A 25,904-nucleotide genomic window follows, 5' to 3' on the forward strand; every position below is an offset into this window, starting at 1 on the left:
GTCCGTCCAACTTTGCCCCAGAGGGCAAAGTTGGACACCCAAAAGCGTTTTTCTTTTGGACCGTGCACGGCCCGTTTTCTTTGGCGCAACCAAAGAAAATGGGGGGTGCATTCCCCCGTGACTGTCAGTCGCATTTCGAAGAGAAAATGGTGATATCTGCAATTATCTGAATTTCAGATTTTTCACAATTATCTGTTTTCAAGATACATATACTCGCTTTGGGTGATTATCTTGAAAACAGAAATTTTAAAATATGGCAGAATTCGAGATTTGCGTAATGACAGGGGACTGACACAGACTGATATAGCGAAAATTCTGAATGTAAAACAGAATACTTATTGCCAATATGAGACAGGGATCATCAACTATCCGCTGGATTTAGTCATTAAACTGGCAGAATACTATGATGTCAGTGTAGACTACCTTGTTGGGCTGACGGACGAGCCAAGTCCATATCCCAGAAGGCGGAGGCAGTCATGAATCTGCTGGAATCCCTTCTGGACCTGCTCTTCCCGCCCAAATGCCCCTTCTGCGGCAAAGTCCAGGACACCCACGGCATCTGCGGCCCATGTGAAAAGGAGCTCCCCTGGACAGAGGGCGCCGACAGCCTGCGGAGGCTCTCCAGCGGCCTGCGGTGTGCCGCGCCGCTGTGGTATGAGGAAAAAGTCCGGGACGGCCTTCTGCGCCTCAAATTCCAGGGCGTCTCCGCAGCCGCGGGACCCATGGGAGAGCTGATCGCGCGGTGCGCGGCGGAGCAGTTTTCCGGGGAGTTCGACACGGTGACCTGGGTGCCTGTCAGCCGCAGGCGCCTGCGGAAGCGGGGATACGACCAGGCGGAGCTGCTGGCGGAGAGCGCCTGCCGCCTGTGGGACACGGAGCCGGTGCGCCTGCTGAACAAGACGACGAACAACCCGCCCCAGTCCGGCATCCAGGACGCCGCCGCCCGCCGGGCCAATGTCCTGGGCGTCTACGAGGCGGTGGGACCGGAGAAGATTCAGGGAAAGCGGGTCCTGCTGATCGACGATATCTGCACCACCGGAGCCACTTTGACAGAGTGCGCCCGGGTTTTGAAGGATGCCGGAGCGGCGGATGTGGTGTGCGCCGCCGTGGCATTGACCAGGGAGAAGAAATAAACGATATTTGCCGCCCTTTTTCGGAGCGGAGCTGATGGATGCGGATGAGTAGCGGGATCTGTTATCATACCTGGATTCGCCCCATACCCGAAAGGGAGCGTATGCGTGCAATGCGTGTGCTCTGAAAGGCGGACCGCTGCCGGGTACTGCTATTCCAGCACCTGTTCCCGGAGGACTGCGCCCAGAGGCTGGCCCATGGCCCGGACCTGTCCCGGCGGGAACCCCGGGCGGCTGCGGCCTCTGCCGGACGCACCGGAGATACGGCGGGATCGTTTCAGGACCAGGCGGAACGGGACCTGGACGCCTTTGGGGCGGCAAAAACAGGGGAAAACGAAACATAATAGGGTTGCAATCGTAAAAAAGTACCAGTATAATACATACTGTATGATTGCATACGGGAAAACCGTTCATAATAAGGATCATGACAGAAAGATCAATGAGGTGGAATATATGTCCATGGCAAAGGATATTGGTATCGATCTGGGTACCGCGTCGGTTTTGGTATTTGTAAAGGGCAAGGGCATCGTGCTGAACGAGCCCTCCGTGGTGGCGCTGGACAAGAACACCGGCAAGCTGCTGAAGGTGGGCACCGAGGCCCAGGCCATGCTGGGCCGCACACCCGGCAATATCGTGGCGATCCGTCCCCTGCGGGAGGGCGTGATCTCCGACTATGACATGACAGAGAAGATGCTGAAGGAGTTCATCCACAAGGTGGCCGGCGTGTCCTTCTTCAAGCCCCGGGTCATCATCTGCGTGCCCTCCGGCATCACCGAGGTGGAGGAGCGCGCCGTCATCGACGCGGGCATCCAGGCCGGCGCCCGGAAGGTGTATCTCATCGAGGAGCCTGTGGCCGCCGCCATCGGCGCGGGCATCGATATCGCCAAGCCCGACGGCCACATGGTGGTGGATATCGGCGGCGGCACGGCGGATATCGCCGTCATCTCCCTCAGCGGCGTGGTGGAGTCCGCCTCCATCAAGATCGCCGGCGACCAGCTGAACGAGGCTGTGGTCAAGTATATGCGCCGCAAGCACAACCTGCTGGTGGGCGAGCGCACCGCCGAGGAGATGAAGAAGCAGATCGGCTGTGTCTTCCCCAAGGAGGAAGAGGAGACCATGGACGTCAAGGGCCGCTGCCTGCTGACGGGCCTGCCCAAGGTGGTCACGGTCAGCTCCACGGAGATGATGGACGCCTTTGAGGAGCCTGTGGAGCGCATCATGGAGGCGATCCACGCCGTGCTGGAGCGCACGCCCCCGGAGCTGGTGGCGGATATCTCCACCAACGGCATCATCATGACCGGCGGCGGCAGTCTGGTCTCCGGCTTTGACAAGCTGGTCACCGCCCGCACCGGTATCCACACCGAGATCGCGGAGGACGCGATCTCCTGTGTGGCGCTGGGCACCGGCAAGAGCCTGGACTCTCTGAACAGTATGCAGGACGGCACCATGAACCTGTCCCGCAGAAAGCAGATGAACTGATTTTAGAAACCATGACAAAAAAGGAGAAGCCCCATGGGGCTTCTCCTTTTTCTGGCTGCGGTCAGCGCTCCCGTCCGGCCTCGTATTCCCGGCGCCGGGCTTCCCACTTGGCCCGGTCCACCTCCGTCAGGGGGCGGAGGACCCGGCAGGGGACACCGGCGGCGATGACCCCGGCGGGGATATCCCGGGTCACCACAGAGCCGGCGGCCACCAGGGAACCTCTGCCGATGGTGACGCCGGGCAGGACCGTGGTGCTGCCGCCGATCCACACGCTGTCCTCAATGGTGATGGGCAGGCCATATTCCAGACCCGTGTCCCGGACCTCCGGTACCGTGGGATGTCCGGCGGTGTAAAGGCATACCCGGGGGCCGAACAGCACATGGTCCCCGATGGTGATGGGGGCCACATCCAGAAAGATACAGTCATAGTTGGCGAAAAAATGGTCTCCGATAGAGATCTGGGTGCCGTAGTCACAGCGGAAGCTGGGCTCGATCCAACTGTCCTCCCCCAGATGGCCCAGCAGCTCTTGCAGGATGGCGGTCCGGCCAGTCCAGTCGGTGGGGGCCAATTGGTTGTAGCGCCAGGTCAGATGTTTGGCCCGGTCCCGGCCGGCGCACAGCTCCGGATCTCCGGCGTCATATAATTTTCCGGCGAGCATCTTCTCCCGCTCCGTCATAGGGTATCCCTTCTTTTTTCGTGTATTTCGCTGAAATCACTCTGAATATTCCCGTTGGCTTCAAGGCTTTCGCAACTTCCGCCGGAAGAGGCGGCGCCATCGCCACACGGATCAATCCGCCGCGATATGCGCCCGTTCCGCCATGAAAGCCATCCATTTTTCCCGCTTCATCATGGAGACCTTGTCGGTCACCGTCTCGCCGGTCTCTGCATGGGTATAGGTGATGGCAATGCCGAGCGGCATCACGCCCTGGGAGCATTTTTCCATGGTCTGGATCTTCTGGTAGGGGATCACGATGTTATCCTCCAGGAGCCCTGTTATAACGATCAGCCGTTCCTCCGTAAAATAGGCCCAGCCCTGCTTCCATTTGCCCCACTTTCCAATGAGCCGCTCCACATAATTGGCCTGGAAGAAATCGACCAGTGTATCTGTCTCTTCCATCAGGCCCAGTTCCATCAAGTTCTTTTTCTGCTTTTCCAATTTTGCGTCTTTCATGCTATTCCGTCTCCATTCCGCACAGGGGATGTTCCCGCCATTCCCTGCATGATTCTTATTCTCTTGGTACATGGGGGGACCATTATGTTGATTCTACCACACGGAGCGGCTTCCAACAAGGGGGATTCATGCAGATGAAACGACCTGCCTCATCTGAACTATGCCGCCGCAATGATCCCGGCCGGGTGTACGGGCGATCCATACAGATCCGTACTGCGCGCCGTGGTTTGTGACCACTTTTATAATCAAATCACTTGAAAAGTGATATTCACTTTTCAAGTGTCACAGCGCATATGCGCTGTGACAGGCCGCGGACCGCGGCCTTGATTTGCATTTCATAGTCAATCGCTGTGCGCTTTACGCACAGCGGGCATCGCCCGCTTGAAAAATCCCATGCGATTTTTCAAGTGAATTGACTATATCATATGGACCGGCTCACAGAAATAACTCGTTCACTTTTCGCTCCATGCAGACCTTTTTCAGCTTTTGAGCGCCTGCCGCTACCAGCAGCGAGTTTAATTTTCTGGCGTGCTGTGGGCAGATAGAGACACAGCGCATACAGGTCATGCATGCGGCAGTGTCTGTTTTTTCAGGCGATTCTTTGGGGATCGCACCGACTGGACACTTCTCCGCGCAAAGGCCGCATTTTGTGCAGGACATTCCGGCTTTTGGCTTCATGGGCAGGCCGCCATACTCCCGGTAAGGGAAGTTTCCCGGAACAGATACGATCGTTTTTGTTCCTGCCTGAAGTTTCTGCCAGATCTTCCGGCCAAAGTTCCGCAATTCCGCTTCATCCTGGCGGTCAGGGCGGCCAGAGGCGAACTGCCGCATAATGGAGTGTTCCGCTACTGCCGCCACTGCCGCGACACAGCAGAAGCCAGCGTCTGTCAGCGTGTTTTTCAGCTCCAGAAGCGTATCCTCGTAGGCGCGATTCCCATAGGCCACAAGAAGAACCGCTCGGGCGCCGTTCCCACGCATCCGGCCCAGCCGCGCAATTGCGGCATTGGGTACCCGCCCGCCAAAGGAGGGTACAGCCACGATGCAGATATCCCCCTCAGAAAACGGATACTGTTGTGTATCCACGGAAACATCCGTTAGATCGATTTGCGCTGCAGGCTCTTGAAATGCGTCGGCCAACAGCTCCGCTGCCTGCATGGTTCCTCCTGTTGGGCTGAATATCACATGATATACCATTGTGCTCCTCCTTCCATTTTTGCGCAAGCGGACAGAGGTTCATGACAGCCACCGCATTCTGCCAAAGTGACGCCATGTGGCGCAAGCCGCTGCTTTCTGCATGGATGTGGTAATATAGTCCATTAACTTGAAAAAACGCACGCAATTTTTCAAGAGGGCGATGCCCGCTGTGCGGGAGATATGGGAGCTTTTCTGAATCTCTCCGACCCGTAGTCCGCCTTTGTCGCAGTTCTCTATGAGGGTTCGAATGATCAACTGCCGATTTGGATCACCCAGTGCCGATAGAACCGGCTGACACAATTTGAATTGCTCGAGGAAACGCTGCCGCTGCTCTGCCTGTCCACAGGTAGAAACCGTCATGCGATCCACCCCCCTATGGTCAATTTCTGTGGACCATTATATCAGTCCCGGACGATCACGGCAACATTGATAAAGCAAATTGGGTTCATCGAGATTGATACAGCCTGCCTGATCTGCCGTGTGTCATTTGTCAGAAGGCCGGCGCCCAAAACAAGGAGCGCATCCTTCAGGCCGCGGTCTATTCGGCAAGGCCGTTATTTCGTTGGACGGCACCGCGATATTCCGGCTTTTCGGCGCGGAGTTCCTCCATCTGTTTTCTGTCAGCAGGGAAATGCTGGCGCTGGGTGTCCCTGTTCTGCGGATCATTTCCGTTTCTTTTGCGGCGGCATCCGTCACGATGCTCACCGGCTGCTTTGCTTCCGGGCTTGAGGATGGTGCAACAAACATGACCGGAGCGTTCCTGCGGCAGTTCGTTCCGCTGATTCCCTGCGCCTATTTGCTGCCAGGAATCGACCGGATCGGCTTTGTTTGACACTTCATTTGGCTGCCAGAACTGGCTGCCGTCATTTTCGCCGTGCTCCGGCTCCGCTTCCTGATCAACCATAAAGTCTCCATCATGGAGCCATAGAATAAAATATCAAAATTTGGTATATCTTCTTCGGCAATATAGGACAGCTCAAAAATTCCCTGCTTGGCTGAGAAGCCCCACCGCAAAATGGGATTTCGTGCCAAACAGGGAATTTCTGAGCTTCCGCATGTGATTTGCCCCGCTGTATTGGCGGTGCAGTCAGGCGAGACCGCTGCGAAAAGGTGTTTTATGGCGAGGCAGCCGGGGGTACAAATTTCAGGAAAGCAGTCCGGCGTATGCTGCCGATTCCCGGGCGCCTGCGGCGGCCTCGGGGGTGGTGAAGAAGAGGATGCCCACAGGGTCCGGACCGTCACAAAAGCGGACATCGAAGATCTGATCCTCCGCAACGGGGAGCTGAACGGAGATCTTGTATCCGTTCCCGTAAAGGTCAGCCTCGATCTGGGAGCAGTCCACGCCGTAGACGGCTTTTACAAAGTCCCGGGCACGGGAGGCGGCCTGACTGAGGAATTCGGCGTCCATGGACAGGCCGGTGGCATCCCCGGCGGGCGCCCCGTTCGGGACTGGATGGCAGAAGTGATACAGGATGGTGGGATAGGGGGAATCCTGGGCGAATTCCACCAGGTAGGACGCATGGGACTGCGCCTGCTTATAGGAGAGCGTCAGCTGGCCGGGACCGGCGTCGGCCTGTGGAGTGAGCTGGCTGGCGTCAAAGGAGAAGGCCGCTGACAGAAGCTGCTGCGCCAGCTCCAGATAGGCATCCTCCCCGATGGCGAGATCGTAGGCATAGGAGGCGGGGACCCAATAGGCTAGGTCACATTGAAGGGTTTCGCACCAGAGGGCCCCATACCGGCCCTCCAGCGTGCGGAAGGTGACATCCGCAAGGCCGCCGGAGAGCAAAGATTTGCCCAGCCGCAGAAGATCCTGGGCGGAGAGATCCGTGGTAACGGACTCCTGAAACAGCTTTGCCAAATCGGAAAGCTCGGAGAGGGAGCCGCCGTTGTCCAGCAGCTTCTCCAACAGAGCCCGCATGACCATCTGCTGGGCGGCGATGCGGTCCAGATCACCGCGGGGATAGCTGTCGGCCGGGGCGGCGCCTCTTCGGTAGCGGAGCAGGCCCATGACCTGTTCCCCATTCAAATGCTGCGGGCCAGCCGCCAGATGGATGGACAGATCCTGATAGGGGTCGTCATAGTCCATCCGCATGGGCACCTCGCAGTCCACGCCGCCGATGGCGTCCACCAGCCGTTCCACCGCTGCGGGGCCAATTTGAACAACGTGGTCCACGGGGAGGCCTGTCAGCGCGGAGACCGCCGTCTCCATGGAGGGAGCGCCCGCCTGGGCCTCTCCGGGCCGGGTGGTGCTGATTTTCTTGATATCCCAGGGCAGCTCCGCCACATAGGTGTCCCGGGGGATGCTCAAAACGTCCAGGGACGGCGCCGCCGGGTCATAGGTGAGCAGAAGGATCGTGTCATAGAAGCTTTCAGGATCGGTGCTTCCCAAAACCAGAATGTGATAGGCCTCCGTTGCCTCCGTCTCCGGCAAGCGGGCGTCTGGTGTGGTCTCCGCCGGAGCGCTGGTACAGGCCGCCAATCCGACGGCGCAGACCGCCAGCAGGGCACAGACCGCCGCCGGGACAGCGCCCCGGCGCTTGTCGCCGGAGAGAATGTTTTCCAGCCGCCGTTTCAGCTGTTTCCCGCTGCCGGAGAGATGGGTGGACAGGGCCGGAGCCGTTCCGGCGCCCGCCATGGACAGCAGGACCGCGCCATACGCCCGCCGTTCCTCCGGCGCCGCGCCCCGCACCACCTGCTCGTCGCAGGCCCGCTCCATGTCCTGCTCCGCCTTCCGGCGCAGCAGCCAGACGGCGGGATGGAACCAGTGGACCGCGTTGGCGGCCAGGAGCAGGAGCTTTCGCCACAGATCGCCCCGGCGCCCATGGGTCAGCTCATGCCGGAGGATACAGTTCGCCTCCCCGGGGGCATAGTCCTCCCGGGGCAGGAACAGCCTGGGCCGCAGCAGCCCGGCCAGCACGGGGGTCTCGATGCCGGGACAGATATACAGCGGGGGATGGGAGACCTCCGGCAGGGTGTTTTGATAAAGCGCCAGCAGGGCGCTGTCCCCTGCGGGCTTGGCCCACCGGCGGACCCGGCGGCGAAAGACCAGCTCGCCGCCCGCCTGCCAAAGAATGAATGCCAGCACGCCTGCCGCCCACAGAAGCTCCGCCAAGGACAGCAGGTCCACGGTCTCCGTCACCGGGGACAGGACCGGAAGGGCGGGATAGGGCACATCATGTCCCACCGGAAAGACCAGCATGGTGCCGTCCGGGTTCTTTTTGACGATATCCTCGGGGTGGATAGAGGGCTCGGCGGGGACAGGCTCATAATCCCCGGTCGCCCGCTCCACCAGCACCTCCTCCGGCACGGAGATGGTCCAGGGGGCCGTTCCCGCCGGCAGGTGCAGGAAGGGACCCGCCAGCAGGAGCGCCGCCAGCACGCACCACAGCCAGCTTTTCCAGCGGGCGGCGAACCTCCGGTCCCACAGGGGGGAGAGCAGGGCCAGCACCAGTGCGGCGGCACCCACCGCGGCAGAGGTGCGGAGCAGGTCGAAAAACAGCTCCCGGCTCATAGGCGCTCCTCCCAGTCCGCCAAAAACCGGCGCAGCTCCGCCAGGTCCGCGTCGTTGATGGACTTTCCGGCGTACAGGGACGCCACCAGGCCGGTGACGGAGTTGCCGTACAGCTTTTCCAGCATGGTGCGGCCCTCCTGCTGCTGATAGGCCTCCCGGTCGATGAGGGCGGTGTAAAGGTTGTTGCGGCCCTGCTTCTCGCAGCGGAGAAAGCCCTTGTCGCACAGACGGTTCAGCGCGGTCATCAGGGTGGCCAGGGCCCAATTCCGCCTGCCCCGCAGGGCGGACTGCACGCAGGTGGACGAGACCGGCTCCCCAGCCGCCCAGATGGCCTGCATGATCTCCAATTCGGCGTCGCCCAGCCGTTTGATCTCCTGTTCCATAAGTACCTCCTGTTGATATTATACGCTCGTATAATTGAATAATATTATACAACCGTATAATTGTCAAGAGGCTTTGCAGAAAAATCCTTTCTTTTCCCTTTTGCGTTGTTTATGCGGGACACCGGCGATTTTACGAATTGTACTTTGACCCTTGGAACCGGCTGTGATAAAATTGGTGCGATAAACCGGGGGTTACTTTGTGCGCCTTTGACGGATAAGACGGTTATTTGGAGGTAAAGAAATGAAGTTAGATACTCTTTTACGCACAATAGAAGCTCGTCCAGAGCTATTTGTCGGAAATGATGGGATACGTGGACTTAGGCATTTTTTGTGTGGCTATATTATGTCAGAAAAAGAGCATCTTCCTACATATCAGGATTGGCTTTTTTCAGATTTTACGGTCTTTTTATCCGAAAAATACAAAGATTGTCGCAGTCTTGATTGGGCCTCGCTTATTGAAGAAAATGAAGCAGATTGCAATTTAATCGAGAGATTTTTTAGTCTAATTCACGAATTTAAAAGCACCTCAAATGTGTAAGTACGCCTTATTGGCATAAGGCGCACTCGCCGGCTTCCGGTTGGCCAGGCGGCTATCCATGTTGGATAGCCGCCTCTTTGGATATTTCGACGAGGGTTTTTGGAGGACCGGGCAGCAGTGGCACGAAGGGTAAACGGGATGAAAGCTCCGGACCGGAGCGGAAAAAGCCGCCGGCAGGTGCCGGCGGTTCATGGCGGGAACAGGCGCTGCCGCAAAAGGGAGGGTGGTTTTCCGCAAAATCGTTTATGCATGGCGTATGATATCACGGGCCGGCGGCAACGTTAATGCTGTGCGGAAAAATCGGCGGAGGCAGGGGGAACTTTTTCTCCGGCCTTTCCGTCCAAAAGACCAAAGAAGGCGCACAGGACCGCCTTCTGAAAGAACGACAAAGAGGAGAACGTATATGAAAAGAAGAGGAATTTCCCTGCTCCTGGCGCTGGTGATGCTGGCGTCCCTGGCCGCCTGCGGCAGTCAGAAGAAGGAGGATGCGGGAAAGCCGGAGGAAGCGATCACGGAGGACGGGACCACGGATGCGCCCCAGGAGGCACCGGAGGACGGCGCCGCCCAGGAGCCGGAGGACAGCCAGAGCAAGCCTGCGCCCCATGTGGACCTGGCGGCCTTTTATGAGACGCTGGGGGAGGGCGACGAGGAGTGGCCCGCCATGATGGAGGCCGAGGGCGAGGTGCTGGACAGCTTTTATCCCGGCCTGTCCGACATTGCCGCCAACCAGTGCGTGGTGTACACCGCCATGATCTCCGCCACAGTGGGAGAGATCGCCTTGGTGGAGGTCCAGAACGCCGACGACGTGCAGAAGGTGAAGGACATCTTCCAGGCCCGCATCGACTACCAGGTGGGCGACGAGAACAACCCCGGCGGCGCCTGGTATCCCGACACCATCGAGGGCTGGAAGAGCGGCTCCCGCATCGTCTCCCATGGGAACTACGTCATGCTGGCGGCCACCTATGAGAAGTCGGACGACATCGTGTCCGCTTTCAACGGCCTGTTCACCTGATCCGGCATCAAAAAAGAGGCTTCCAACGGAAGCCTCTTTTTTTGGCGCAGTATGGAGGTCAGATCTTCACCAGCTCGTATGCCCGGCTGCCGAGGCCGAGCTTTTCCGCGTGCTCCAGGCAGACCTGCCACTCCGTGTCCGGATGGGCCTTTTTGAAGAAATCGCCCTCGTTGCAGGCGCACTCCCTGTCGAACAGCACGGAGCCGGGAGCGGCGGTCTGGGAGAGCACCGCGTCGGCGCAGGCCTGGTCCAGGGCCACGGGGTCAAAGGAGGCGAACATGCCCACATCGGAGACGATGGGCACATCGTTCTCCCCGTGGCAGTCGCAGTTGGGGGACACGTCCACCACCAGGGACACGTGGAAGCAGGGGCGGCCGTCCACCACCGCCTTGGTGTACTCGGCGATCTTCTTGTTCAGGATGGCGGGGGCCTCGTCGTACATGCACTGGATGGCGTCCTTGGGGCACACGGCGATGCACCGGGCGCAGCCCACGCATTTGTCCGTGTCGATAGAGGCCTTGCCGTCGGGGCCGAACTGGGGCGCGCCGTGGGCGCAGATCTTGGCGCAGGCTCTGCACCCCACGCAGTTCTTCTGCTTGACAAAGGGCTTGCCGGAGTTGTGCTGCTCCATCTTGCCGGCCCGGGAGCCGCAGCCCATGCCGATGTTTTTCAGCGTGCCGCCCATGCCCGCCTGCTCGTGGCCCTTGAAGTGGGTGAGGGAGACGAACACGTCGGCGTCCATGATGGCCCGGCCGATCTTGGCGGCCTTCACATATTCGCCGCCCGCCACCGGGACCTCCACCTCGTCGTTGCCCTTCAAGCCGTCGGCGATGAGGATGTGGCAGCCGGTGGAGTAGGGGGTGAAGCCGTTGACATAGGCGGACTCGATGTGGTCCAGGGCGTTTTTCCGTCCGCCCACGTACAGGGTGTTGCAGTCCGTCAGGAAGGGCTTGCCGCCCTGGCTCTTCACCAGGTCCGCCACTACTTTGGCCCAGTTGGGGCGCAGGTAGGCCAGATTCCCCGGCTCTCCGAAGTGCATCTTGATGGCGACGTATTTGCCCTCCATGTCGATGTCGCCGAATCCGGCGGTCATCATCAGGCGGGCCAGCTTCTGGGGCAGGTTCTCCCGCCAGCTGGGGCAGCGGAAGTCCGCGAAATAGACTTTCGATTTCTCGGCCATAGTCGTTTCTCCTTTTTCTCTCTATAGATGCGGCAGCCGTCGGCGCCGCCGTTTACTCGTCCAGGTCCACGGAGATATTGTCCGTGCCGTGCTCGTCAAACTCGGAGAGGTAGGTGTCAATGCGGTCCATCAGGGCGCCGTAGTTCTCCCGCGTCAGGGGCTCCCCGTCCATGTCCCGCAGGGCCAGCTCCTCCGCCAGGATCTCGTAGAACACCACATCCTCGTAATTCTCAATGGCCTCGTGGATGCCGCCGTCGGCAAAGGCACGGGAGGGGATCAGCTCCCCGCGGTACAGCTCCACCAGCTTGCTCATCTTGTGCTGGAGACAGTGGGAGAACACCAGGCTCTCCACCTGGTCATACTCCTGGATGCGGTCGTTCTCCCGGGTGGAGTTCATCACCCAGTTTCCTATGTACACAAGGTCCAGCAGATACCGGTACTGCTGCTCCGTCAATTCGATCTTCATGGGCAAACACCTCCCAGACAGTTTATGCGATGGGCTTACAGCAAAGATTATAACAAAGTCCTGCGCGAAATTCCATATAAAAAACAGGGTAAAAAGACTAAAATCTGTCTTGCGGCGCAACCGCTGTCATAGTATAATATATAACTCGGATGTCAACCGGGTGCAAACAGCACCCAGAAAACGGATAAGGAGCATGGAACGACTATGGATATACGGCCTATCGGCGTGTTTGACTCCGGCCTCGGCGGTCTGACGGCGGTGCGCGCCCTCCGGCAGATCCTGCCGGAGGAAAACCTGATCTACTTTGGCGATACGGCCCGGGTCCCCTACGGCGGCCGGAGCCGGGACACCATCCTGAAATATGCCCGGCAGGACGTGCGCTTTCTGCGCTCCTTTGACTTGAAGGCCATGGTCATCGCCTGCGGCACCATCTCCACCACGTCCTTGGACGTGCTCCAGGCGGAGAACGACCTGCCCATCATCGGCGTGGTGGAACCCACCTGCCGCCGGGCCGTGCAGGTGACAAGGGCGAAGAAGGTGGGCATCATCGCCACCCTGGCCTCCATCCGCTCCGGCGCCTATGAGGCCGCCCTCCGCCGGCTGGACCCCGCGGTGGAGGTCGTCGGCAAGCCCTGCCCGCTGTTCGTGCCTCTGGTGGAGAACGGACGCATCCGCCGGGGCGACGCGGTGATCGAGACCGTGGCCCGGGAGTATCTGGAGCCGCTGAAAGAGACGGGCATCGACACCCTGATCCTGGGCTGCACCCACTATCCGCTGCTGACGGAGATCATCGCGGATATCATGGGACCGGAGGTGACGCTGGTCTCCGCCGGGGAGGAGTCCGCCTTTGAATTGAAGCGGATGCTGAAGGCCCGGGACCTGCGGGCGGACGAGAGCCGCCAGGGCGAGGCGGAGTTTTATGTCAGCGAACGGACAGAGGATTTTGAGCGCATCGCGTCGGTGTTCCTTCAGGAGGACCTGCGCCACGCGGCACGGAGGATCGACATTGACCAGTATTGAACAGGAAAAGCTGCCGGTCCTGCTGTCCATCCGGGGCGAGCAGTATTTTGACGGCATCGACCCCGACGCCACGGAGCTGATGACGGAGGGCACCATGGAGCTGACCGAAGAGGGAATGGTGCTGTCCTACCAGGAGACGGAGCTGACGGGGATGGAGGGGACCACCACGACCTTTGAGGTGAAGGGCCCCCGGGTGGTTCTGACCCGCATGGGCAAGGTGAACGCCCAGATGATCTTTGAGGAGGGGCGGCAGCATACGTCCCTCTATGAGACGCCCTTTGGGGAACTGACGGTGGATATCCAGACCAGCGTCTTGAAGCACAACCTGTCCCAGCGGGGGGGCGTGCTGGAGATCAAGTACTCCATCGCAGTGGAACACACCGTCACGGGACGGAACTGTTTTAAGATCCGCGTTAAAAGAAAGGCATAGACCTGGAAGCTTGCTGGCAGAGTGTGTTCCGCCGCGCGACCGCGCGTCCAAGCATTTCGGCGGAGCCGAAATCTTGCCGGAGGCGGGCTTTGCCTGCCGAGGATGTTCCATCAAAGGGCTCCCATGGCGCCTGCGCCATGGGAAAACACACCGTTACGGGACGGAACTGTTTTAAGATCCGCGTTAAAAGAAAGGCATAGACCTGGAAGCTTGCTGGCAGAGTGTGTTCCGCCGCGCGATCGCGCGTCCAAACATTTCGGCAGAGCCGAAATCTTGCCGGAGGCGGGCTTTGCCTGCCGAGGATGTTCCATCAAAGGGCTCCCATGGCGCAGGCGCCATGGGAAAACACACCGTTACAGGGCGGAACTGTTTTAAGATCCGCGTCAGGCGGAAAAGCTGAAATCAATATCAACGGAAGAGGATATGACAATATGATCAACATGATCCAGAACGCAAAAGACCAGGCGGCCTCCCTGGCGATGGCCGCCTACGAGGCCGCGGTAAAGGACGGCACCCTGCCCCAGGCGGCGGTGAAGACCGCCCCGGTGGAGATCCCCAAGGACACCGCCAACGGCGACTTCACCACCACCTTTGCCCTGGCGGCCTCCAAGGCCCTGCGCCAGCCGCCCCGGAACATCGCCCAGGCTCTGCTGGACCACATGGACCTGAACGGCACCTATTTTGCCTCCGCGGAGATCGCGGGGCCCGGCTTTTTGAACTTCCGCCTGAACGACAGCTGGTACGAGGGCGTCTGTGCCGCCGTGGAGCGCGAGGGCGGGGACTACGGCACCAACGATGGGCTGAAGGGCAAGAGGTACATGGTGGAGTTCGTCTCCGCCAACCCCACCGGCCCCATGCACATGGGCAACGCCCGGGGCGGCGTGCTGGGAGACACCCTGGCTGCCGTGCTGGCCGCCTGCGGCGCGGACGTGACCCGGGAGTTCTACGTCAACGACGCGGGACACCAGATCGACAAGTTCGCCCACTCCATCGAGGCCCGGTACTTGCAGATCATCCAGGGCGAGGACGCGGTGCCCTTCCCGGAGGACGGCTATCAGGGCGGCGACATCCGGGACCTGGCCCGGGCCTACTATGACCAGAACGGGGACAAGCTGGTGAACGTCTCCCCGGAGGAGCGGCAGGCGGCCCTGGCCCAGTTCGGCCTTGGCGTGAACCTGCCCAAGATGAAGACGGACCTCCAGCGGTACAAGATCGAGTACGACAACTGGTTCTACGAGTCCACCCTCCACGAGAGCGGCTACGTAGCCGGGACCGTGGACCTGCTGACGGAAAAGGGCTGGACCTACGAGAAGGACGGCGCGCTGTGGCTCAAGACCGCCGAGATCATGCGGGAGAACCTGCTGAAGGCGGGCAAAAAGGAGAAGGACATCGAAAAGCTGGAGCTGAAGGACGACGTGCTCCGTCGGGCCAACGGGTTCTACACCTACTTTGCCGCCGACATCGCCTACCACCGCAACAAGTTCGCCGTCCGGGGCTTTGACAAGGTCATCAACGTCTGGGGCGCCGACCACCACGGCCATGTGGCCCGCCTGAAGGGCGCGCTGGACGCCCTGGGCCTCAACGGCAGCGAGAGGCTGGACATTGTGCTGATGCAGCTGGTGAAGCTGCTGCGGGACGGCGAGGTGGTCCGGATGTCCAAGCGCACCGGCAAGGCCATCAGCCTCTCCGACCTGCTGGACGAGGTCAGCGTGGACGCCGCCCGCTGGTATTTCAACGCCAAGCCGGACACCCAGATGGAATTCGACCTGGGGCTGGCTGTCCGGGAGGATAGCGAGAACCCCATCTACTATGTGGAGTACGCCCACGCCCGTATCTGCTCCCTGCTGCGGGCACTGGGGGAGGAGGGCGTGTCCGTCCCCGCCCAGGCCGATGTGGACATGTCCCTGCTCAGCGGCGAGACGGAGCGGGCCCTCATCAAGCAGATCGCCCAGTTCTGCGAGGAGATCAAGCTGGCGGCCCGGGACTACGACCCCAGCCACATCAACCGCTATCTCCAGGAGCTGGCGGCCTGCTTCCACCGGTTCTACAACGCCTGCCGCATCAAGGGCGAGGAGCCTGCCGTGCAGGCAGCCCGGCTGAAGCTGGCGGACGACACCCGGACGGTGCTGAAAAACGGCCTGAAGCTCATTGGCGTGGACGCGCCGGAGAAGATGTAAGACCAGAGCCGCGCCGCGTGCGGCGCGGCTCCCCACTTGAAGGGACGCCTGTGAAAAAGCTGGCTCCGAAATACCAGAAGCGTCTGGCGGCTCTGCGGGCCGCGGAAGCGGCTGACCTTATATACAATGTTATCGCACCGGCCTCTTGGACCATGGCGTTGCACCTGACGGGTGTCTGCCGGTTTCACGGCGCTGGTTTTGCCCTGTTGGGGCGGGCTGCTGATCGGCCCATACAGACGAGGATCAGAAAAAGGAGGACACAATGGAACAAATCGAACATATGGGGCGGCGGGGAAATCCGGCGCTGCGTGCCGCGTTTCCCGCCACCATTCCGGTAATGACGGGATATCTGTGCCTGGGCATGGCATACGGACTGCTGATGGCGGCCAACGGCTATGGGCCGCTGTGGGCCTTGCTGATGAGCCTGCTGGTTTTCGGCGGCAGCATCCAATACGTGGCCATCACCCTGCTGACCACGGCCTTTGCCCCCGTGCAGGCGCTTTTGATCTCCATCATGGTCAATGCCCGGCATATGTTTTACGGACTGTCCCTGCTGGAAAAGTACCGCGGTATGGGAAAGGTGCGCCCGTTTTTGATCTTTGCCCTGACGGACGAGACCTATTCCTTGGTATCCACCCTGGAGCCGCCCGCCGGCGTGGAGCGGAAGGACTTTTACTTCTGGATCTCCCTGCTGGATTACGGCTACTGGGCCGTTGGCTCCGTGCTGGGCGGGGTCATCGGCTCCGTGCTGACCTTTGACTCCACGGGACTGGACTTTGCGCTGACGGCGCTGTTCGTGGTGCTGTTCATGGAGCAGTGGAAGCATGCGGAGAATCGTCCCGCCGGAGTGATCGGCCTGGTCTGCACCGGCGTCAGTCTGGCGGTATTCGGCGCGGACAATCTGGTGATCCCCGCCATGGTCCTGATTTTGATCGTCTTGCTGGGAGGGAGGAAAAAGCTGTGCATCTGACGCCTGTTGAGACCCTGATCACCATTCTGGCGCTGGCCGCCGGTGTGCAGCTGACGCGCTGGCTGCCCTTCTGGCTGTTCCCGGAGAGCAAGCAGCCGCCGGTCATCGTGACATACCTGGGGCGGGTGCTTCCGGCGGCCATGATGGGCCTGCTGGTGGTCTACTGCTTGAAGAGCGTGGCCTGGCTGGCGGCGCCCCACGGCGCGCCGGAGCTGCTGGGCATCGCGGCGGTGGTGGTCCTTCACAAGTGGAAGGACAATGTGCTGCTGTCCATCGCCGGGGGCACGGCCCTCTATATGCTGCTGATCCGCGTGGTATTTGTGTGACGCTGTGATCCGGAGCGGGGGAACCGCTCCGGATTTTTGTTTTTAAATTGTTACTATTTGTAGCAGAATTGACGGGAATTGACAGCGGAAAACGTGTATCCTGTATCTGTGAGCAAACAGGTGGAAAGGGTTCACCGCTTTTCCGGCCGCCGCGGCGGACTGAGGAAAGCGGGCCTGATTACTCCCAGCTTCATCATGATCGGACTGGATCGAGGACAGGAGGATATTGCCATGAAACGCTGCTGCATGTGGATGCTGATACTGGCCGTTCTGCTGGCCGGATGCGGGCCGCACCAGACGCCGGAGGCGCTGGCGGCGGAGGTCTATGAGGCCATTTCCGAAAACGAGACCTTTACTGTGGAGGTGGAGGAGCCGGACGGCACCGTGACCGCACTGGACGTCACCCCGGAAAACGCCCGGAACGCAGCGGGGCGGGAGGAGTATTTCGCCGTCAGCTATGAATGGTCCGCCGCGGACAGGGCGGATTGGGAGGCGCAGATGGGGGAAGAGCGGGGCCGCCTGCTGACCCTGCGGTCCCCGGATGGCAAGACCATGCTGCAGTGCTGCTCCGGCGGCGACATCGTCTTTTTGTCCCAAAACGGCGCGGAGACCTATGTCCGGGCGGTGAATCCCAGGGAGGGGGAGCCGCTGGAGGGCAAGCTTTACGACGCTCTGGAGATTATCGCCCGGGATGCGGTCAGCGCCGGTGTCTGGAACGCCGCCGCGGACGGGAGCGGGACGGATCTGGAAAAAGCGGCGGCGGAGCTGGCGGAGCAGGTGGCGGAGAACTACCGGAACGTGCCGGACTGGGTGGTATGGAAGCCCTTGGATGTACAGGCTGGCGGGTGCAGGGTGTACGACGTCTACCGGGGAGAGCCGGAACAGTTCTGCTTTGACATGGACCTGTTGGTCCTGCTGGAAGAGCCGGCGGCGCTGGGCAGCGTCTACTGGAACGGGGGCGCGGGCATCCGGGACCGGGAGCCGGACGGATATTGGCACTGGGACCATGAGGTCCGGGTGATGAAGGATCAAAACGGGGACTGGCGCTGCGTGGATTGGGGCACCGGCGGCTGCCGGGTGGAATTGCCCTTTGCGCGGGGGGAGGACGCCCTGCTGGAGGAGTTGGTGGAGGCCTTCTATCTGACAGAGGGTCTGGCCCACGACAGCGTCCTGCCGGGTTACATCCTGCAAAGGCCTGCGGACAGCCTGCGGGTTCTGCCCCAGCTGCTGGAAAAGCGGACGGACGGAGAGGCCCGCCGGCTCTGCCGCGCTCTGGCTGCCGCCATGGAAAACGGCCTGTATGAAGGCGGCTGGACACCGGAGAGCCTGAAGAGCGTCATGGGGCGCTACGCCGCCTATGTGGAGTAATGGCATCCTTCAGATCCCCGCGCATGGCTCGGATCTTCGAGGGCTTGCAGCAAAAACAAAAAAGGAGAAAACAAATGAAAAAGATATTGGCTTCCCTGATCGTGGCTGTTTCCCTGCTGTCCCTGGCGGCGTGCGGAAATCCTGTGAAAAACGTGGATGTTATCGGCGCGGATTCTGAACTGTATACGAAGTCTGAGATCGACGCGGCGGCTGATACGGTTGTGAAATACTTTGAGGATCATTTTGGCGGATGCGTATTGACGGAGATGCGATATATGGGGGATGATTCCGCCGAGGTGTTCGCGGAGTGGGCTGAGCAGTATGACGCGGAACAGGCGATCGTTTTGACCTCCTCTTTCGATGTGGATGCCTCGGGTGGAGACGGCAGCCTGAATCCCAATACCACATATGACGGCTGGCAGTGGATCTTGACGCGGAACGCCGATGAAAGATGGACCCTGCAGACCTGGGGATATGGTTGAAGAGAAACGGGACCTTATCGTCCATTCACTTTTCAGGTGTCACAGCGCATGTGCGCTGTGACAGGCCGCGGCTTTGGTTTGCGTTTCATTGTCCGTCCCTGCGCACTTAGCACACAGCGGGCATCGCCCGCCTGAAAGATCCCATGCGCTTTTCCAGGTGACTGGGCGGCGCCGGGGATCGAACCCGCTCCTGATCCGTTTTCGCAAGGCGCTTTGGAGGTAAAAATAAAGAGAATAAATCTGGAAAACTCCGCACAAACTGGGACCACGGCATACCGCCGTGGTCTTTGTTTGCCGATGGGGAGGTCACTATGCGAAAACGGTTGTTTTTCTGGGAATTGGCGGGTTTTGTATTCACGGGAGCGGCGGGGACGCTGCTGCACTTCGTATATGAGTGGAGCGGCGGCAGCGTATTGGCGGCAGCGTTCTCCGCTGTCAACGAGTCCACCTGGGAGCACATGAAGCTGCTGTTTGTCCCGCTGTTTCTGTTTTCCGTGGTCCAGGTGTGCGTCATGGGGAAGAACTATCCCAATTTTCTGGCCGTGCGGGCGGTCAGCACCCTGGCGGGGGTAGCCCTGGTTCCCATCCTGTTCTATACCTATACCGGCGCCCTGGGCTTTCATGTGATGTGGGCGGACATCGCGGTGTTCTTCCTGGCGGACCTGGGAGCCTTTGCCCTGGATTTCCACCTGCTGGGCAGGGGCCGCTTCACCTCCCTGTGGCAGCAGATTTTGGGGTTGGTGGTGCTGTGGGGGCTGGCCTTCTGCTTCGTCTGGTGCACCTTCCGCCCGGTGGCGCTGCCGCTGTGGCGGGACCCGCTGACAGGGCGGCTGGGCATCTGAAAGAAAAAAGCGCCTCTTGCAGAAGAGGCGCTTTTTTCTGTTCACAACTATAATCAAATAACTTGAAAAGTGGTAAAACCACTTTTCAAGTGTCACAGCGCCTGCGCTGTGACAGGCCGCGAAAGCGGCCTTGATTTAGATTTCATAGTCATTCACCGTGCGCTTCGCGCACAGCGGGCATTGCCCGCTTGAAAAACAGCTTTTCTATTTTTCAAGTGAATTGACGATATTTTACAGCCTTCCCGCCTTGACCGCGCCGCCTGTGGAGAGGTATAATATCTTTATTATGGGTCTCCGGACCCGAAGGAGGTCTGCTTATGGAGACGAGCAAACGGAAGCCCGTGGCGCCGTTTTACGCGGTGGCGGTGCTGTGGCTGGCATACGGCCTGCTGTTCCCCCTGTACGCGCCTGTCCATTACGCCCTGCTGGCGGCGGTGTCGGCGGCGGTGTTTTTCGGGGTGAACGCCGTCTGTCAAAATGCCGGTACCGTGGGCGGCACGGAGCAGGCGGCCCCCAAGGCCGCGGAGAAGCCCAAGGAGGAGACCACCGGCAACGCCGAGCTGGACAAGATGCTGAAGGACGGCCGCCTGGCCATCGCGGAGATGAAGCGGCTGGACAACAACATCGCGGACCCCGGCATCTCCGCCGATATCGTGCGGCTGGAGCAGGTGTCCCAGAAGATCTTCGACGAGGTGAAGCGGGACCCCAAGAAGCTGTCCCAGATCCGGCGGTTCCTGGATTACTACCTGCCCACCACCCTGAAGCTGCTGAACGCCTATGACCGGGCCAGCGCCGCCGGCATCTCCGGTGAGAACGTGGACGCCACCAAGGCCAAGGTGGAGGGCATGATGCGCACCATCGTGGCGGCCTTTGAAAAGCAGCTGGACAGTCTGTACGGTTCCGAGGCCCTGGACATCTCCACGGACATCACCGTGCTGGAGACCATGATGGCCCGGGAGGGCCTGGCCGGGGACCAGCTGAAAGCGGAGACCCTGCCCAGGGAGGACCCGGATATCAAGCTGGAGCTGTAAAGGAGGTCCACTGTGCGGCAAAGGGTGAAAGACGGCCTGCATACTGCCGGAAATATTCTTTGTATAGCCTGTTATGGGGGCTGTGGAGCCATTTGGCTGTACAAGGCGTTCACGCAGAGACGGATATTCTATGTGGTTCTGGGATGCGCGTGGCTGGCCGGAGCCGTGATCTGGGCCGTTCGTGCCGCGCGGGAGTTCCAGAAAAAAGCGGAAGAGACAACTGATGAAACAAATCATGTATGATAAACGGAGGAAAACGCCATGAGTGAGAACAACATCCCCCAGCTGACCCTGACCCCGGATACGGCCGCCGCTGCCGCGGAGGCCGTTCCGGAACTGACCCTGGAGCCTGTGGCCCCGGCCACGCCCGCAGCGCCCGCTCCCGAGCCCGCAAAGCCCGAAGTCACCCCTGTCCAGATGGATGAGAACCTGCTCTCCGAGGCGGAAAAGCAGGCGGTGGCGGACTTCTCCAAGAAGATTGACATCATGGACTCGAACATGATCCTGCAATACGGCGCCGCCGCCCAGAAGAACGTGGCCGGCTTCTCCGAAAGCGCACTGTCCTCCGTCCGCACCAAGGACCTGGGCGAGGTGGGCAAGTCCCTTTCCGAGCTGGTGGTGGAGCTGAAGGGCTTCGGCGAGGAAGAGGAGAAGAAGGGCCTCTTCGGCATGTTCAAAAAGACCGGCAACAAGCTGGAGACCATGAAGGCCCAGTACGCCAAGGTGGAGACCAACGTGGACAAGATCGCCCGGGAGCTGGAGCAGCATCAGGTGACGCTGCTGAAGGATGTGGCGATGTTTGACCAGATGTATGAGTTGAACCTGAAGTACTACAAGGAACTGACCATGTACATCCTGGCGGGCAAAAAGAAGCTGGAGGATGTCCGGGCCAACGAGCTGCCGGTGCTGAAAGCCAAGGCGGAGCAGACCGGCGCCCAGGAGGACGCCCAGAAGTACAACGACATGGTGCAGATGTGCGAGCGCTTTGAGAAAAAGCTCCACGACCTGGAGCTGACCCGCATGATCTCCATCCAGATGGGCCCCCAGACCCGCCTGCTGCAAAACAACGACACCCTGATGGTGGAGAAGATCCAGTCCTCCCTGGTGAACACCATCCCCCTGTGGAAGAGCCAAATGGTGCTGGCCCTGGGGCTGGAGCACGGCCGTCAGGCCACCGCCGCCCAGAGCGCCGTCACGGAGATGACCAACGAGCTGCTGAAAAAGAACGCGGACATGCTGAAGATGGGCACCATCCAGACCGCCAAGGAGGCGGAGCGCAGCATCGTGGACATTGAGACCCTCCAGCACACGAACCAGCAGCTGATCTCCACCCTGGACGAGGTGCTGACCATCCAGCGGGACGGCGCGGCCAAGCGCAAAGCCGCCGAAGCGGAACTGGGCCGCATTGAAGGTGAATTGAAGCAGAAACTGATGGAGCTGCACAATTAAGGGACATTGAATGGCTCGCCGGCCCAGTTCCAAGGGTTCCCGGCCAAAGCCCAGCGGAGCGGGTTTGGCTGGGGAAGGCGGAGCGGCGGAAAGAGCGAGATCTCGCCGGAAGGCGGGATCGAGGGATATGGAGCAAGTGACGCCGCGGGCCGCATTGAAGGTGAATTGAAGCAGAAGCTGATGGAGCTGCACAATTAAAAAAGGACATTGAACGGCTCGCCGGCCCAGTTCCAAGGGTTCCCGGCCAAAGCCCAGCGGAGCGGGTTTGGCTGGGGAAGGCGGAGCAGCGGAATGAGCGAGATCTCGCCGGAAGGCGGGATCGAGGGATATGGAGCAAGTGACGCCGCGGGCCGCATTGAAGGTGAATTGAAGCAGAAACTGATGGAGCTGCACAATTAAAGAGGGGACTTCGTCCCCCCTTTAGATTCCCCCTCACCAGTGACGTCGGTCACTGGTGGACGCCGCCCAAGGCGGCTGGGTCGGGGAATTTTCGGTAGGCACATGTCCTGCCGAAAATGATTGGAATTGCTTCTTTCGCCTCCGGCGAAAGAACTGGAAAACCTACGGGTTTCCCTGGCCCTTTCCCTTGAGCGCCTGCGGGCGCGGGATTCCGATATCCTTTATCTCTTATCTTCGGTTCCATTCCTAATTCAAAAAGGGTATTGCCTATGAAAATTTTCCAAAAACGCCCGGTGGCCGCAGCCGTCATGGTGCTGGCCATTGTGGCCGGGCTCCTGCTGGGCCAGGCCAAAAAGCCTGACAGCACCAGCGAGCCGTCCACGGCCATCGTGGGCAGCTACACCTATGTTTACGACCATGCCGGTGTGCTGACCGACAAGACCATGAAACATATCGACGCCATGAACGCCTCCCTGTTTGCCCAGACCGGCGCGCAGATCATGGTGGTGACGGTGGACAGCACCAACGGCACCGACATCGTGGAGTACGCCACAGACCTGGGCAACCAGTACGGCGTAGGCTCCAAGGAGCGGAACAACGGCCTGGTGCTGGTGCTGGCGCTGGACGATATCGCCCAGAACGGCCTGCGGGGAGACTATGGCGTCTCCGGCGGCGACGGACTGTATGACTACGGCCAGGAGCTGACCGGTCTGCTGTATACCTATATGGAGGCCGACTTCGCGGCGGGGGATTATGACGCCGGCGTAAAGCGGACCTTTGACGCCTACATCGACTGGTTCGCGGACTTTTACGACGTGACCATCCGGGAAAATTACATCCCCGCCGTCCGGGAGAGCTATTCCACCAATGGCGGGTATCACACCCAGACCACCGGCTATATCGCCCCCGCCTTCGGAACACTGGTGGCGCAGCTGATTGTTCTGCTGGTGGTCCTGCTGGTCATCTGGGTGATCCTGGACGGCATGCGGTACAGACGCTACCGGCGGCGGTACATGATGCCCGGCATGGGCATCCCCACCCGGCGGTATTACCCGGTGTTCTGGGGGCGGCCCCGGCGGCGCAGACCGCCCCGCAGACCGCCCACTGGCGGGAGAGGTCCCAAGCCGCCCAGAGGCGGACGCCCGCCCCAGCCGCCCCGCAGCGGCGGCAGCCGCAGGCCGCCCACCGGCGGCTCCCGGGGAGGCGGCTTTGGCGGCGGCTCCTTTGGCGGCGGCTTCGGCGGTTCCCGCGGCGGCTTTGGCGGGGGAGGCTCCTTCGGCGGCGGTTTCGGCGGCAGCCGGGGCGGCTTCGGCGGAGGCGGCTCCTTCGGCGGCTCCCGGGGAGGCGGCTTTGGAGGCTCCCGCGGCGGGGGCTTCGGCGGACGCCGATAAAAATCGCATCAGAGTGGCCCGCCTGAAAGCACATGCTTCCGGGCGGGCTTTTTTGCGCCAAAGGTGATAGCGGAATCGGCGCGGCAGGCGGTCCGCATCGCCGCCCGGACGGAAGATCAGACGGAGGCCCTGCTCCATCTGATCGACGGGATGAAAACATAAACAGCGGTTTGAGACGATGGGCTCAAACCGCTGTTTTCCGTATATCGGTTCCCGGTCAGACGGACAGGGAGTCCGCCAGCTCCAATCCGGGGTTGTGTTTGGTGAGGAAGCCCACGCTCCACTCGCCGCCGAAGGCCACCAGCAGGCGGTCCTTGAAGTCCTCCAGAATGGCGGAGCCGGTGCACAGCACCAGGTCCTCCGGCGGGCAGGGGCAGTTGGTGATGAGCCGCAGGTGGTCGTAGGGCAGGCCGGTCATATACAGGTCCACGCCGTACTCGTTTTTCATGCGGTACTCGAACACGTCGAACTGCAGGGTGCCCACCACGCCCACGATGACCTCTTCCAGACCTGCGCCGGGGATCTTGAAGATCTGGATGGCGCCCTCCTGGGCGATCTGCTCCGTGCCCTTGATGAACTGCTTGCGCTTCATGGTGTCCTTGGGGGCCACCCGCATGAAGTGCTCCGGCTCAAAGGTGGGGATGCCGGAGAAGCGAAACTTCTTGCCCGGCACGGTGATGGTGTCTCCGATGGAGAAGAGGCCGGGGTCGAACACGCCGATGATGTCGCCGGCGTAGGCCTCCTCCACGATCTCCCGCTCCGCGGCCATCATCTGCTGGGGCTGGGAGAGCCGCAGCTTTTTGCCGCTCTGGACGTGGAAGTACTCGGTGTCCCGCTGGAACTTGCCGGAGCAGATGCGCATAAAGGCCAGACGGTCCCGGTGGGCCTTGTTCATGTTGGCCTGGATCTTGAAGACAAAGGCGGAGAAGTCCGGGGAGAACACATCCACCTCGCCCTGGTCGGAGACGCGGGAGAGAGGGGCGGTGGTCATGCGGAGAAACTCCTCCAAAAACGGCTCCACGCCGAAGGTGGTGAGGGCGGAGCCGAAGAACACCGGGGAGAGGGTGCCGTTCCGAACGGCCTCCAGGTCGAACTCCCGTCCGGCTCCCAGCAGCTCCACCTCGTCCCGCAGGGCGGCGGCCTTGGCCTCGCCGATCATGTCCTCCAGGGCGGGATCGTCCAGCGCCACCTCGGCGGAGCTGACCTTCTTGCCCCGCTCCTCGGCCTGGAAGAAGAGGATGCGCTGCTTTTCCCGGTCATAGACGCCCTGGAACTCCTTGCCGCAGCCGATGGGCCAGTTGACGGCGTAGGTGTCGATGCCAAGCTCCCGCTCCACCTCCTCGCACAGCTCCAGGGGGTCCCGGGTCTCCCGGTCCATCTTGTTGATGAAGGTGAAGATGGGAATGTGCCGCAGGGCGCAGACCTTGAAGAGCTTCCGGGTCTGGGGCTCCACGCCCTTGGCACCGTCGATGACCATCACGGCGGAGTCCGCCGCCATCAGCGTGCGGTAAGTGTCCTCGGAGAAGTCCTGGTGGCCGGGGGTGTCCAGGATGTTGATGCAGAAGCCGTTGTGCTGGAACTGCATGACGGATGAGGTGACGGAGATGCCGCGCTGCTTTTCGATCTCCATCCAGTCGCTGGTGGCGGCCCGGGCACGCTTGCCCTTGACCTCGCCGGCCTGGGCGATGGCGCCGCCGTACAGCAGAAATTTTTCAGTCAGTGTGGTCTTGCCGGCGTCGGGGTGGGAGATGATGGCAAACGTCCGCCGCCGGGAGATCTCTTCATTCAGGGTGGGCATAAAAGCGCCTCCTTGTTTACAAATGTACAGATTTATATAATTTACCACAAAAGGGGGAAGTTTGCAAGCGCAGCGCATTGCTCGGGAGTGTCCAAACACGCAGTTAAAGGAAGTCAAAGAGAGAAAATGGCACAGCAATCCCTGGATGTTTGGAGCG

The 25,904-nt window shown here is 60.6% G+C and carries 26 protein-coding genes; 16 read left to right on the plus strand and 10 right to left on the minus strand.

Annotation, left to right across the window (positions count from 1 at the left end; translation table 11 throughout):
- Window positions 1-222 precede the first annotated feature (222 nt).
- The 3 genes from Q0Z71_RS01565 to mreB all read left to right on the plus strand — a co-directional run bounded on the left by Q0Z71_RS01565 (window position 223) and on the right by mreB (window position 2,609).
- Window positions 223-480, plus strand: coding sequence for a helix-turn-helix transcriptional regulator (locus Q0Z71_RS01565; RefSeq protein ID WP_363316661.1), 258 nt, complete (start codon window positions 223-225; stop codon window positions 478-480).
- Window positions 477-1,133: a ComF family protein gene (locus Q0Z71_RS01570; RefSeq protein WP_298017202.1), complete on the plus strand. Its 657-nt coding sequence runs from the start codon at window positions 477-479 to the stop codon at window positions 1,131-1,133. The genes Q0Z71_RS01565 and Q0Z71_RS01570 overlap by 4 nt, the downstream gene beginning before the upstream one ends.
- A gap of 450 nt (window positions 1,134-1,583) precedes the next feature.
- Window positions 1,584-2,609 (plus strand): rod shape-determining protein, encoded by a 1,026-nt coding sequence (gene mreB, locus Q0Z71_RS01575; protein ID WP_298017205.1) that lies wholly within the window; start codon window positions 1,584-1,586, stop codon window positions 2,607-2,609.
- A 61-nt stretch (window positions 2,610-2,670) separates the two neighbouring features.
- Here mreB and Q0Z71_RS01580 read toward each other — a convergent pair whose 3' ends face one another.
- The 7 genes from Q0Z71_RS01580 to Q0Z71_RS01610 all read right to left on the minus strand — a co-directional run bounded on the left by Q0Z71_RS01580 (window position 2,671) and on the right by Q0Z71_RS01610 (window position 8,868).
- Window positions 2,671-3,285 (minus strand): sugar O-acetyltransferase, encoded by a 615-nt coding sequence (locus Q0Z71_RS01580; RefSeq protein WP_298017208.1) that lies wholly within the window; start codon window positions 3,283-3,285, stop codon window positions 2,671-2,673.
- 111 nt (window positions 3,286-3,396) lie between these two features.
- Window positions 3,397-3,780, minus strand: a complete 384-nt coding sequence (locus Q0Z71_RS01585; RefSeq protein ID WP_298017211.1) for a PH domain-containing protein — start codon at window positions 3,778-3,780, stop codon at window positions 3,397-3,399.
- A gap of 435 nt (window positions 3,781-4,215) precedes the next feature.
- Window positions 4,216-4,974, minus strand: a complete 759-nt coding sequence (locus Q0Z71_RS01590; protein WP_298017214.1) for a 4Fe-4S binding protein — start codon at window positions 4,972-4,974, stop codon at window positions 4,216-4,218.
- Window positions 4,975-5,013: 39 nt separating this feature from the next.
- Window positions 5,014-5,334 (minus strand): hypothetical protein, encoded by a 321-nt coding sequence (locus Q0Z71_RS01595; RefSeq protein WP_298017217.1) that lies wholly within the window; start codon window positions 5,332-5,334, stop codon window positions 5,014-5,016.
- A 178-nt stretch (window positions 5,335-5,512) separates the two neighbouring features.
- Entirely contained in the window at window positions 5,513-5,878 is a 366-nt protein-coding gene (locus Q0Z71_RS01600; protein WP_298017221.1) for a hypothetical protein, read from the minus strand.
- Window positions 5,879-6,118: 240 nt separating this feature from the next.
- Window positions 6,119-8,485, minus strand: a complete 2,367-nt coding sequence (locus tag Q0Z71_RS01605) for a M56 family metallopeptidase (protein ID WP_298017226.1) — start codon at window positions 8,483-8,485, stop codon at window positions 6,119-6,121.
- Entirely contained in the window at window positions 8,482-8,868 is a 387-nt protein-coding gene (locus Q0Z71_RS01610; RefSeq protein WP_298017230.1) for a BlaI/MecI/CopY family transcriptional regulator, read from the minus strand. The genes Q0Z71_RS01605 and Q0Z71_RS01610 overlap by 4 nt, the downstream gene beginning before the upstream one ends.
- 241 nt (window positions 8,869-9,109) lie before the next feature.
- Here Q0Z71_RS01610 and Q0Z71_RS01615 point away from each other — a divergent pair, with 241 nt between their 5' ends.
- A complete protein-coding gene (locus tag Q0Z71_RS01615; protein ID WP_298017233.1) occupies window positions 9,110-9,406 on the plus strand; it encodes a hypothetical protein in 297 nt (98 codons plus the stop codon).
- 403 nt (window positions 9,407-9,809) lie between these two features.
- Window positions 9,810-10,418 carry a DUF4358 domain-containing protein gene (locus tag Q0Z71_RS01620; RefSeq protein ID WP_298017236.1) on the plus strand — a complete coding sequence of 203 codons (609 nt, stop codon included), beginning with the start codon at window positions 9,810-9,812 and terminating at the stop codon, window positions 10,416-10,418.
- Window positions 10,419-10,476: 58 nt separating this feature from the next.
- Here the strand turns inward: Q0Z71_RS01620 and Q0Z71_RS01625 are convergent, their stop codons facing one another.
- Together Q0Z71_RS01625 and Q0Z71_RS01630 are read right to left on the minus strand one after the other, a co-directional pair.
- Window positions 10,477-11,598 (minus strand): DUF362 domain-containing protein, encoded by a 1,122-nt coding sequence (locus Q0Z71_RS01625; protein ID WP_298017239.1) that lies wholly within the window; start codon window positions 11,596-11,598, stop codon window positions 10,477-10,479.
- 52 nt (window positions 11,599-11,650) lie between these two features.
- Window positions 11,651-12,064 carry a hypothetical protein gene (locus Q0Z71_RS01630; RefSeq protein ID WP_298017242.1) on the minus strand — a complete coding sequence of 138 codons (414 nt, stop codon included), beginning with the start codon at window positions 12,062-12,064 and terminating at the stop codon, window positions 11,651-11,653.
- Window positions 12,065-12,268: 204 nt separating this feature from the next.
- On the opposite strand from Q0Z71_RS01630, the gene murI reads away from it, so the two are divergent.
- The 11 genes from murI to Q0Z71_RS01685 all read left to right on the plus strand — a co-directional run bounded on the left by murI (window position 12,269) and on the right by Q0Z71_RS01685 (window position 23,949).
- Window positions 12,269-13,084, plus strand: a complete 816-nt coding sequence (gene murI / locus Q0Z71_RS01635) for a glutamate racemase (RefSeq protein ID WP_298017246.1) — start codon at window positions 12,269-12,271, stop codon at window positions 13,082-13,084.
- A complete protein-coding gene (locus Q0Z71_RS01640) occupies window positions 13,071-13,514 on the plus strand; it encodes a DUF1934 domain-containing protein (protein ID WP_298017250.1) in 444 nt (147 codons plus the stop codon). Before murI ends, Q0Z71_RS01640 begins: the two co-directional genes overlap by 14 nt.
- Before the next feature lie 431 nt (window positions 13,515-13,945).
- Window positions 13,946-15,691, plus strand: a complete 1,746-nt coding sequence (gene argS / locus Q0Z71_RS01645; RefSeq protein WP_298017253.1) for an arginine--tRNA ligase — start codon at window positions 13,946-13,948, stop codon at window positions 15,689-15,691.
- Window positions 15,692-15,953: 262 nt separating this feature from the next.
- Complete coding sequence (locus Q0Z71_RS01650) at window positions 15,954-16,661, plus strand: AzlC family ABC transporter permease (RefSeq protein WP_298017256.1); 708 nt, start codon at window positions 15,954-15,956, stop codon at window positions 16,659-16,661.
- The gene (locus Q0Z71_RS01655; protein WP_298017259.1) at window positions 16,652-16,987 is read left to right on the plus strand and encodes a branched-chain amino acid transporter permease; all 336 of its coding nucleotides are present in this window, start codon (window positions 16,652-16,654) and stop codon (window positions 16,985-16,987) included. Before Q0Z71_RS01650 ends, Q0Z71_RS01655 begins: the two co-directional genes overlap by 10 nt.
- 231 nt (window positions 16,988-17,218) lie before the next feature.
- Window positions 17,219-18,355, plus strand: coding sequence for a hypothetical protein (locus Q0Z71_RS01660; RefSeq protein WP_298017263.1), 1,137 nt, complete (start codon window positions 17,219-17,221; stop codon window positions 18,353-18,355).
- Window positions 18,356-18,429: 74 nt separating this feature from the next.
- Entirely contained in the window at window positions 18,430-18,837 is a 408-nt protein-coding gene (locus tag Q0Z71_RS01665) for a hypothetical protein (protein WP_298017266.1), read from the plus strand.
- A 311-nt stretch (window positions 18,838-19,148) separates the two neighbouring features.
- Window positions 19,149-19,679, plus strand: coding sequence for a DUF6512 family protein (locus tag Q0Z71_RS01670; protein ID WP_298017269.1), 531 nt, complete (start codon window positions 19,149-19,151; stop codon window positions 19,677-19,679).
- A 317-nt stretch (window positions 19,680-19,996) separates the two neighbouring features.
- Window positions 19,997-20,710 carry a 5-bromo-4-chloroindolyl phosphate hydrolysis family protein gene (locus Q0Z71_RS01675; protein WP_298017272.1) on the plus strand — a complete coding sequence of 238 codons (714 nt, stop codon included), beginning with the start codon at window positions 19,997-19,999 and terminating at the stop codon, window positions 20,708-20,710.
- Window positions 20,711-20,971: 261 nt separating this feature from the next.
- The gene (locus Q0Z71_RS01680) at window positions 20,972-22,159 is read left to right on the plus strand and encodes a toxic anion resistance protein (protein WP_298017275.1); all 1,188 of its coding nucleotides are present in this window, start codon (window positions 20,972-20,974) and stop codon (window positions 22,157-22,159) included.
- 668 nt (window positions 22,160-22,827) lie between these two features.
- Complete coding sequence (locus tag Q0Z71_RS01685; RefSeq protein WP_298017278.1) at window positions 22,828-23,949, plus strand: YgcG family protein; 1,122 nt, start codon at window positions 22,828-22,830, stop codon at window positions 23,947-23,949.
- Between the two features lie 217 nt (window positions 23,950-24,166).
- On the opposite strand, the gene Q0Z71_RS01690 is transcribed toward Q0Z71_RS01685, so the two are convergent.
- Window positions 24,167-25,747, minus strand: coding sequence for a peptide chain release factor 3 (locus Q0Z71_RS01690; protein ID WP_298017281.1), 1,581 nt, complete (start codon window positions 25,745-25,747; stop codon window positions 24,167-24,169).
- Window positions 25,748-25,904: the final 157 nt, after the last annotated feature.

The organism is uncultured Dysosmobacter sp. (assembly GCF_947631635.1).
Taxonomy (GTDB): domain Bacteria; phylum Bacillota; class Clostridia; order Oscillospirales; family Oscillospiraceae; genus Oscillibacter.

Excerpts from the sequence above, each read along its gene's own strand:
- Q0Z71_RS01570 (WP_298017202.1), top strand. The coding sequence starts at position 477 with ATGAATCTGCTGGAATCCCTTCTGGACCTGCTCTTCCCGCCCAAATGC.
- mreB (WP_298017205.1), top strand. The coding sequence starts at position 1,584 with ATGTCCATGGCAAAGGATATTGGTATCGATCTGGGTACCGCGTCGGTT.
- Q0Z71_RS01580 (WP_298017208.1), bottom strand. The coding sequence starts at position 3,285 with ATGACGGAGCGGGAGAAGATGCTCGCCGGAAAATTATATGACGCCGGA.
- Q0Z71_RS01585 (WP_298017211.1), bottom strand. The coding sequence starts at position 3,780 with ATGAAAGACGCAAAATTGGAAAAGCAGAAAAAGAACTTGATGGAACTG.
- Q0Z71_RS01590 (WP_298017214.1), bottom strand. The coding sequence starts at position 4,974 with ATGGTATATCATGTGATATTCAGCCCAACAGGAGGAACCATGCAGGCA.
- Q0Z71_RS01595 (WP_298017217.1), bottom strand. The coding sequence starts at position 5,334 with ATGACGGTTTCTACCTGTGGACAGGCAGAGCAGCGGCAGCGTTTCCTC.
- Q0Z71_RS01600 (WP_298017221.1), bottom strand. The coding sequence starts at position 5,878 with ATGGTTGATCAGGAAGCGGAGCCGGAGCACGGCGAAAATGACGGCAGC.
- Q0Z71_RS01605 (WP_298017226.1), bottom strand. The coding sequence starts at position 8,485 with ATGAGCCGGGAGCTGTTTTTCGACCTGCTCCGCACCTCTGCCGCGGTG.
- Q0Z71_RS01610 (WP_298017230.1), bottom strand. The coding sequence starts at position 8,868 with ATGGAACAGGAGATCAAACGGCTGGGCGACGCCGAATTGGAGATCATG.
- Q0Z71_RS01615 (WP_298017233.1), top strand. The coding sequence starts at position 9,110 with ATGAAGTTAGATACTCTTTTACGCACAATAGAAGCTCGTCCAGAGCTA.
- Q0Z71_RS01620 (WP_298017236.1), top strand. The coding sequence starts at position 9,810 with ATGAAAAGAAGAGGAATTTCCCTGCTCCTGGCGCTGGTGATGCTGGCG.
- Q0Z71_RS01625 (WP_298017239.1), bottom strand. The coding sequence starts at position 11,598 with ATGGCCGAGAAATCGAAAGTCTATTTCGCGGACTTCCGCTGCCCCAGC.
- Q0Z71_RS01630 (WP_298017242.1), bottom strand. The coding sequence starts at position 12,064 with ATGAAGATCGAATTGACGGAGCAGCAGTACCGGTATCTGCTGGACCTT.
- murI (WP_298017246.1), top strand. The coding sequence starts at position 12,269 with ATGGATATACGGCCTATCGGCGTGTTTGACTCCGGCCTCGGCGGTCTG.
- argS (WP_298017253.1), top strand. The coding sequence starts at position 13,946 with ATGATCAACATGATCCAGAACGCAAAAGACCAGGCGGCCTCCCTGGCG.
- Q0Z71_RS01650 (WP_298017256.1), top strand. The coding sequence starts at position 15,954 with ATGGAACAAATCGAACATATGGGGCGGCGGGGAAATCCGGCGCTGCGT.
- Q0Z71_RS01660 (WP_298017263.1), top strand. The coding sequence starts at position 17,219 with ATGAAACGCTGCTGCATGTGGATGCTGATACTGGCCGTTCTGCTGGCC.
- Q0Z71_RS01665 (WP_298017266.1), top strand. The coding sequence starts at position 18,430 with ATGAAAAAGATATTGGCTTCCCTGATCGTGGCTGTTTCCCTGCTGTCC.
- Q0Z71_RS01670 (WP_298017269.1), top strand. The coding sequence starts at position 19,149 with ATGCGAAAACGGTTGTTTTTCTGGGAATTGGCGGGTTTTGTATTCACG.
- Q0Z71_RS01675 (WP_298017272.1), top strand. The coding sequence starts at position 19,997 with ATGGAGACGAGCAAACGGAAGCCCGTGGCGCCGTTTTACGCGGTGGCG.
- Q0Z71_RS01680 (WP_298017275.1), top strand. The coding sequence starts at position 20,972 with ATGAGTGAGAACAACATCCCCCAGCTGACCCTGACCCCGGATACGGCC.
- Q0Z71_RS01685 (WP_298017278.1), top strand. The coding sequence starts at position 22,828 with ATGAAAATTTTCCAAAAACGCCCGGTGGCCGCAGCCGTCATGGTGCTG.
- Q0Z71_RS01690 (WP_298017281.1), bottom strand. The coding sequence starts at position 25,747 with ATGCCCACCCTGAATGAAGAGATCTCCCGGCGGCGGACGTTTGCCATC.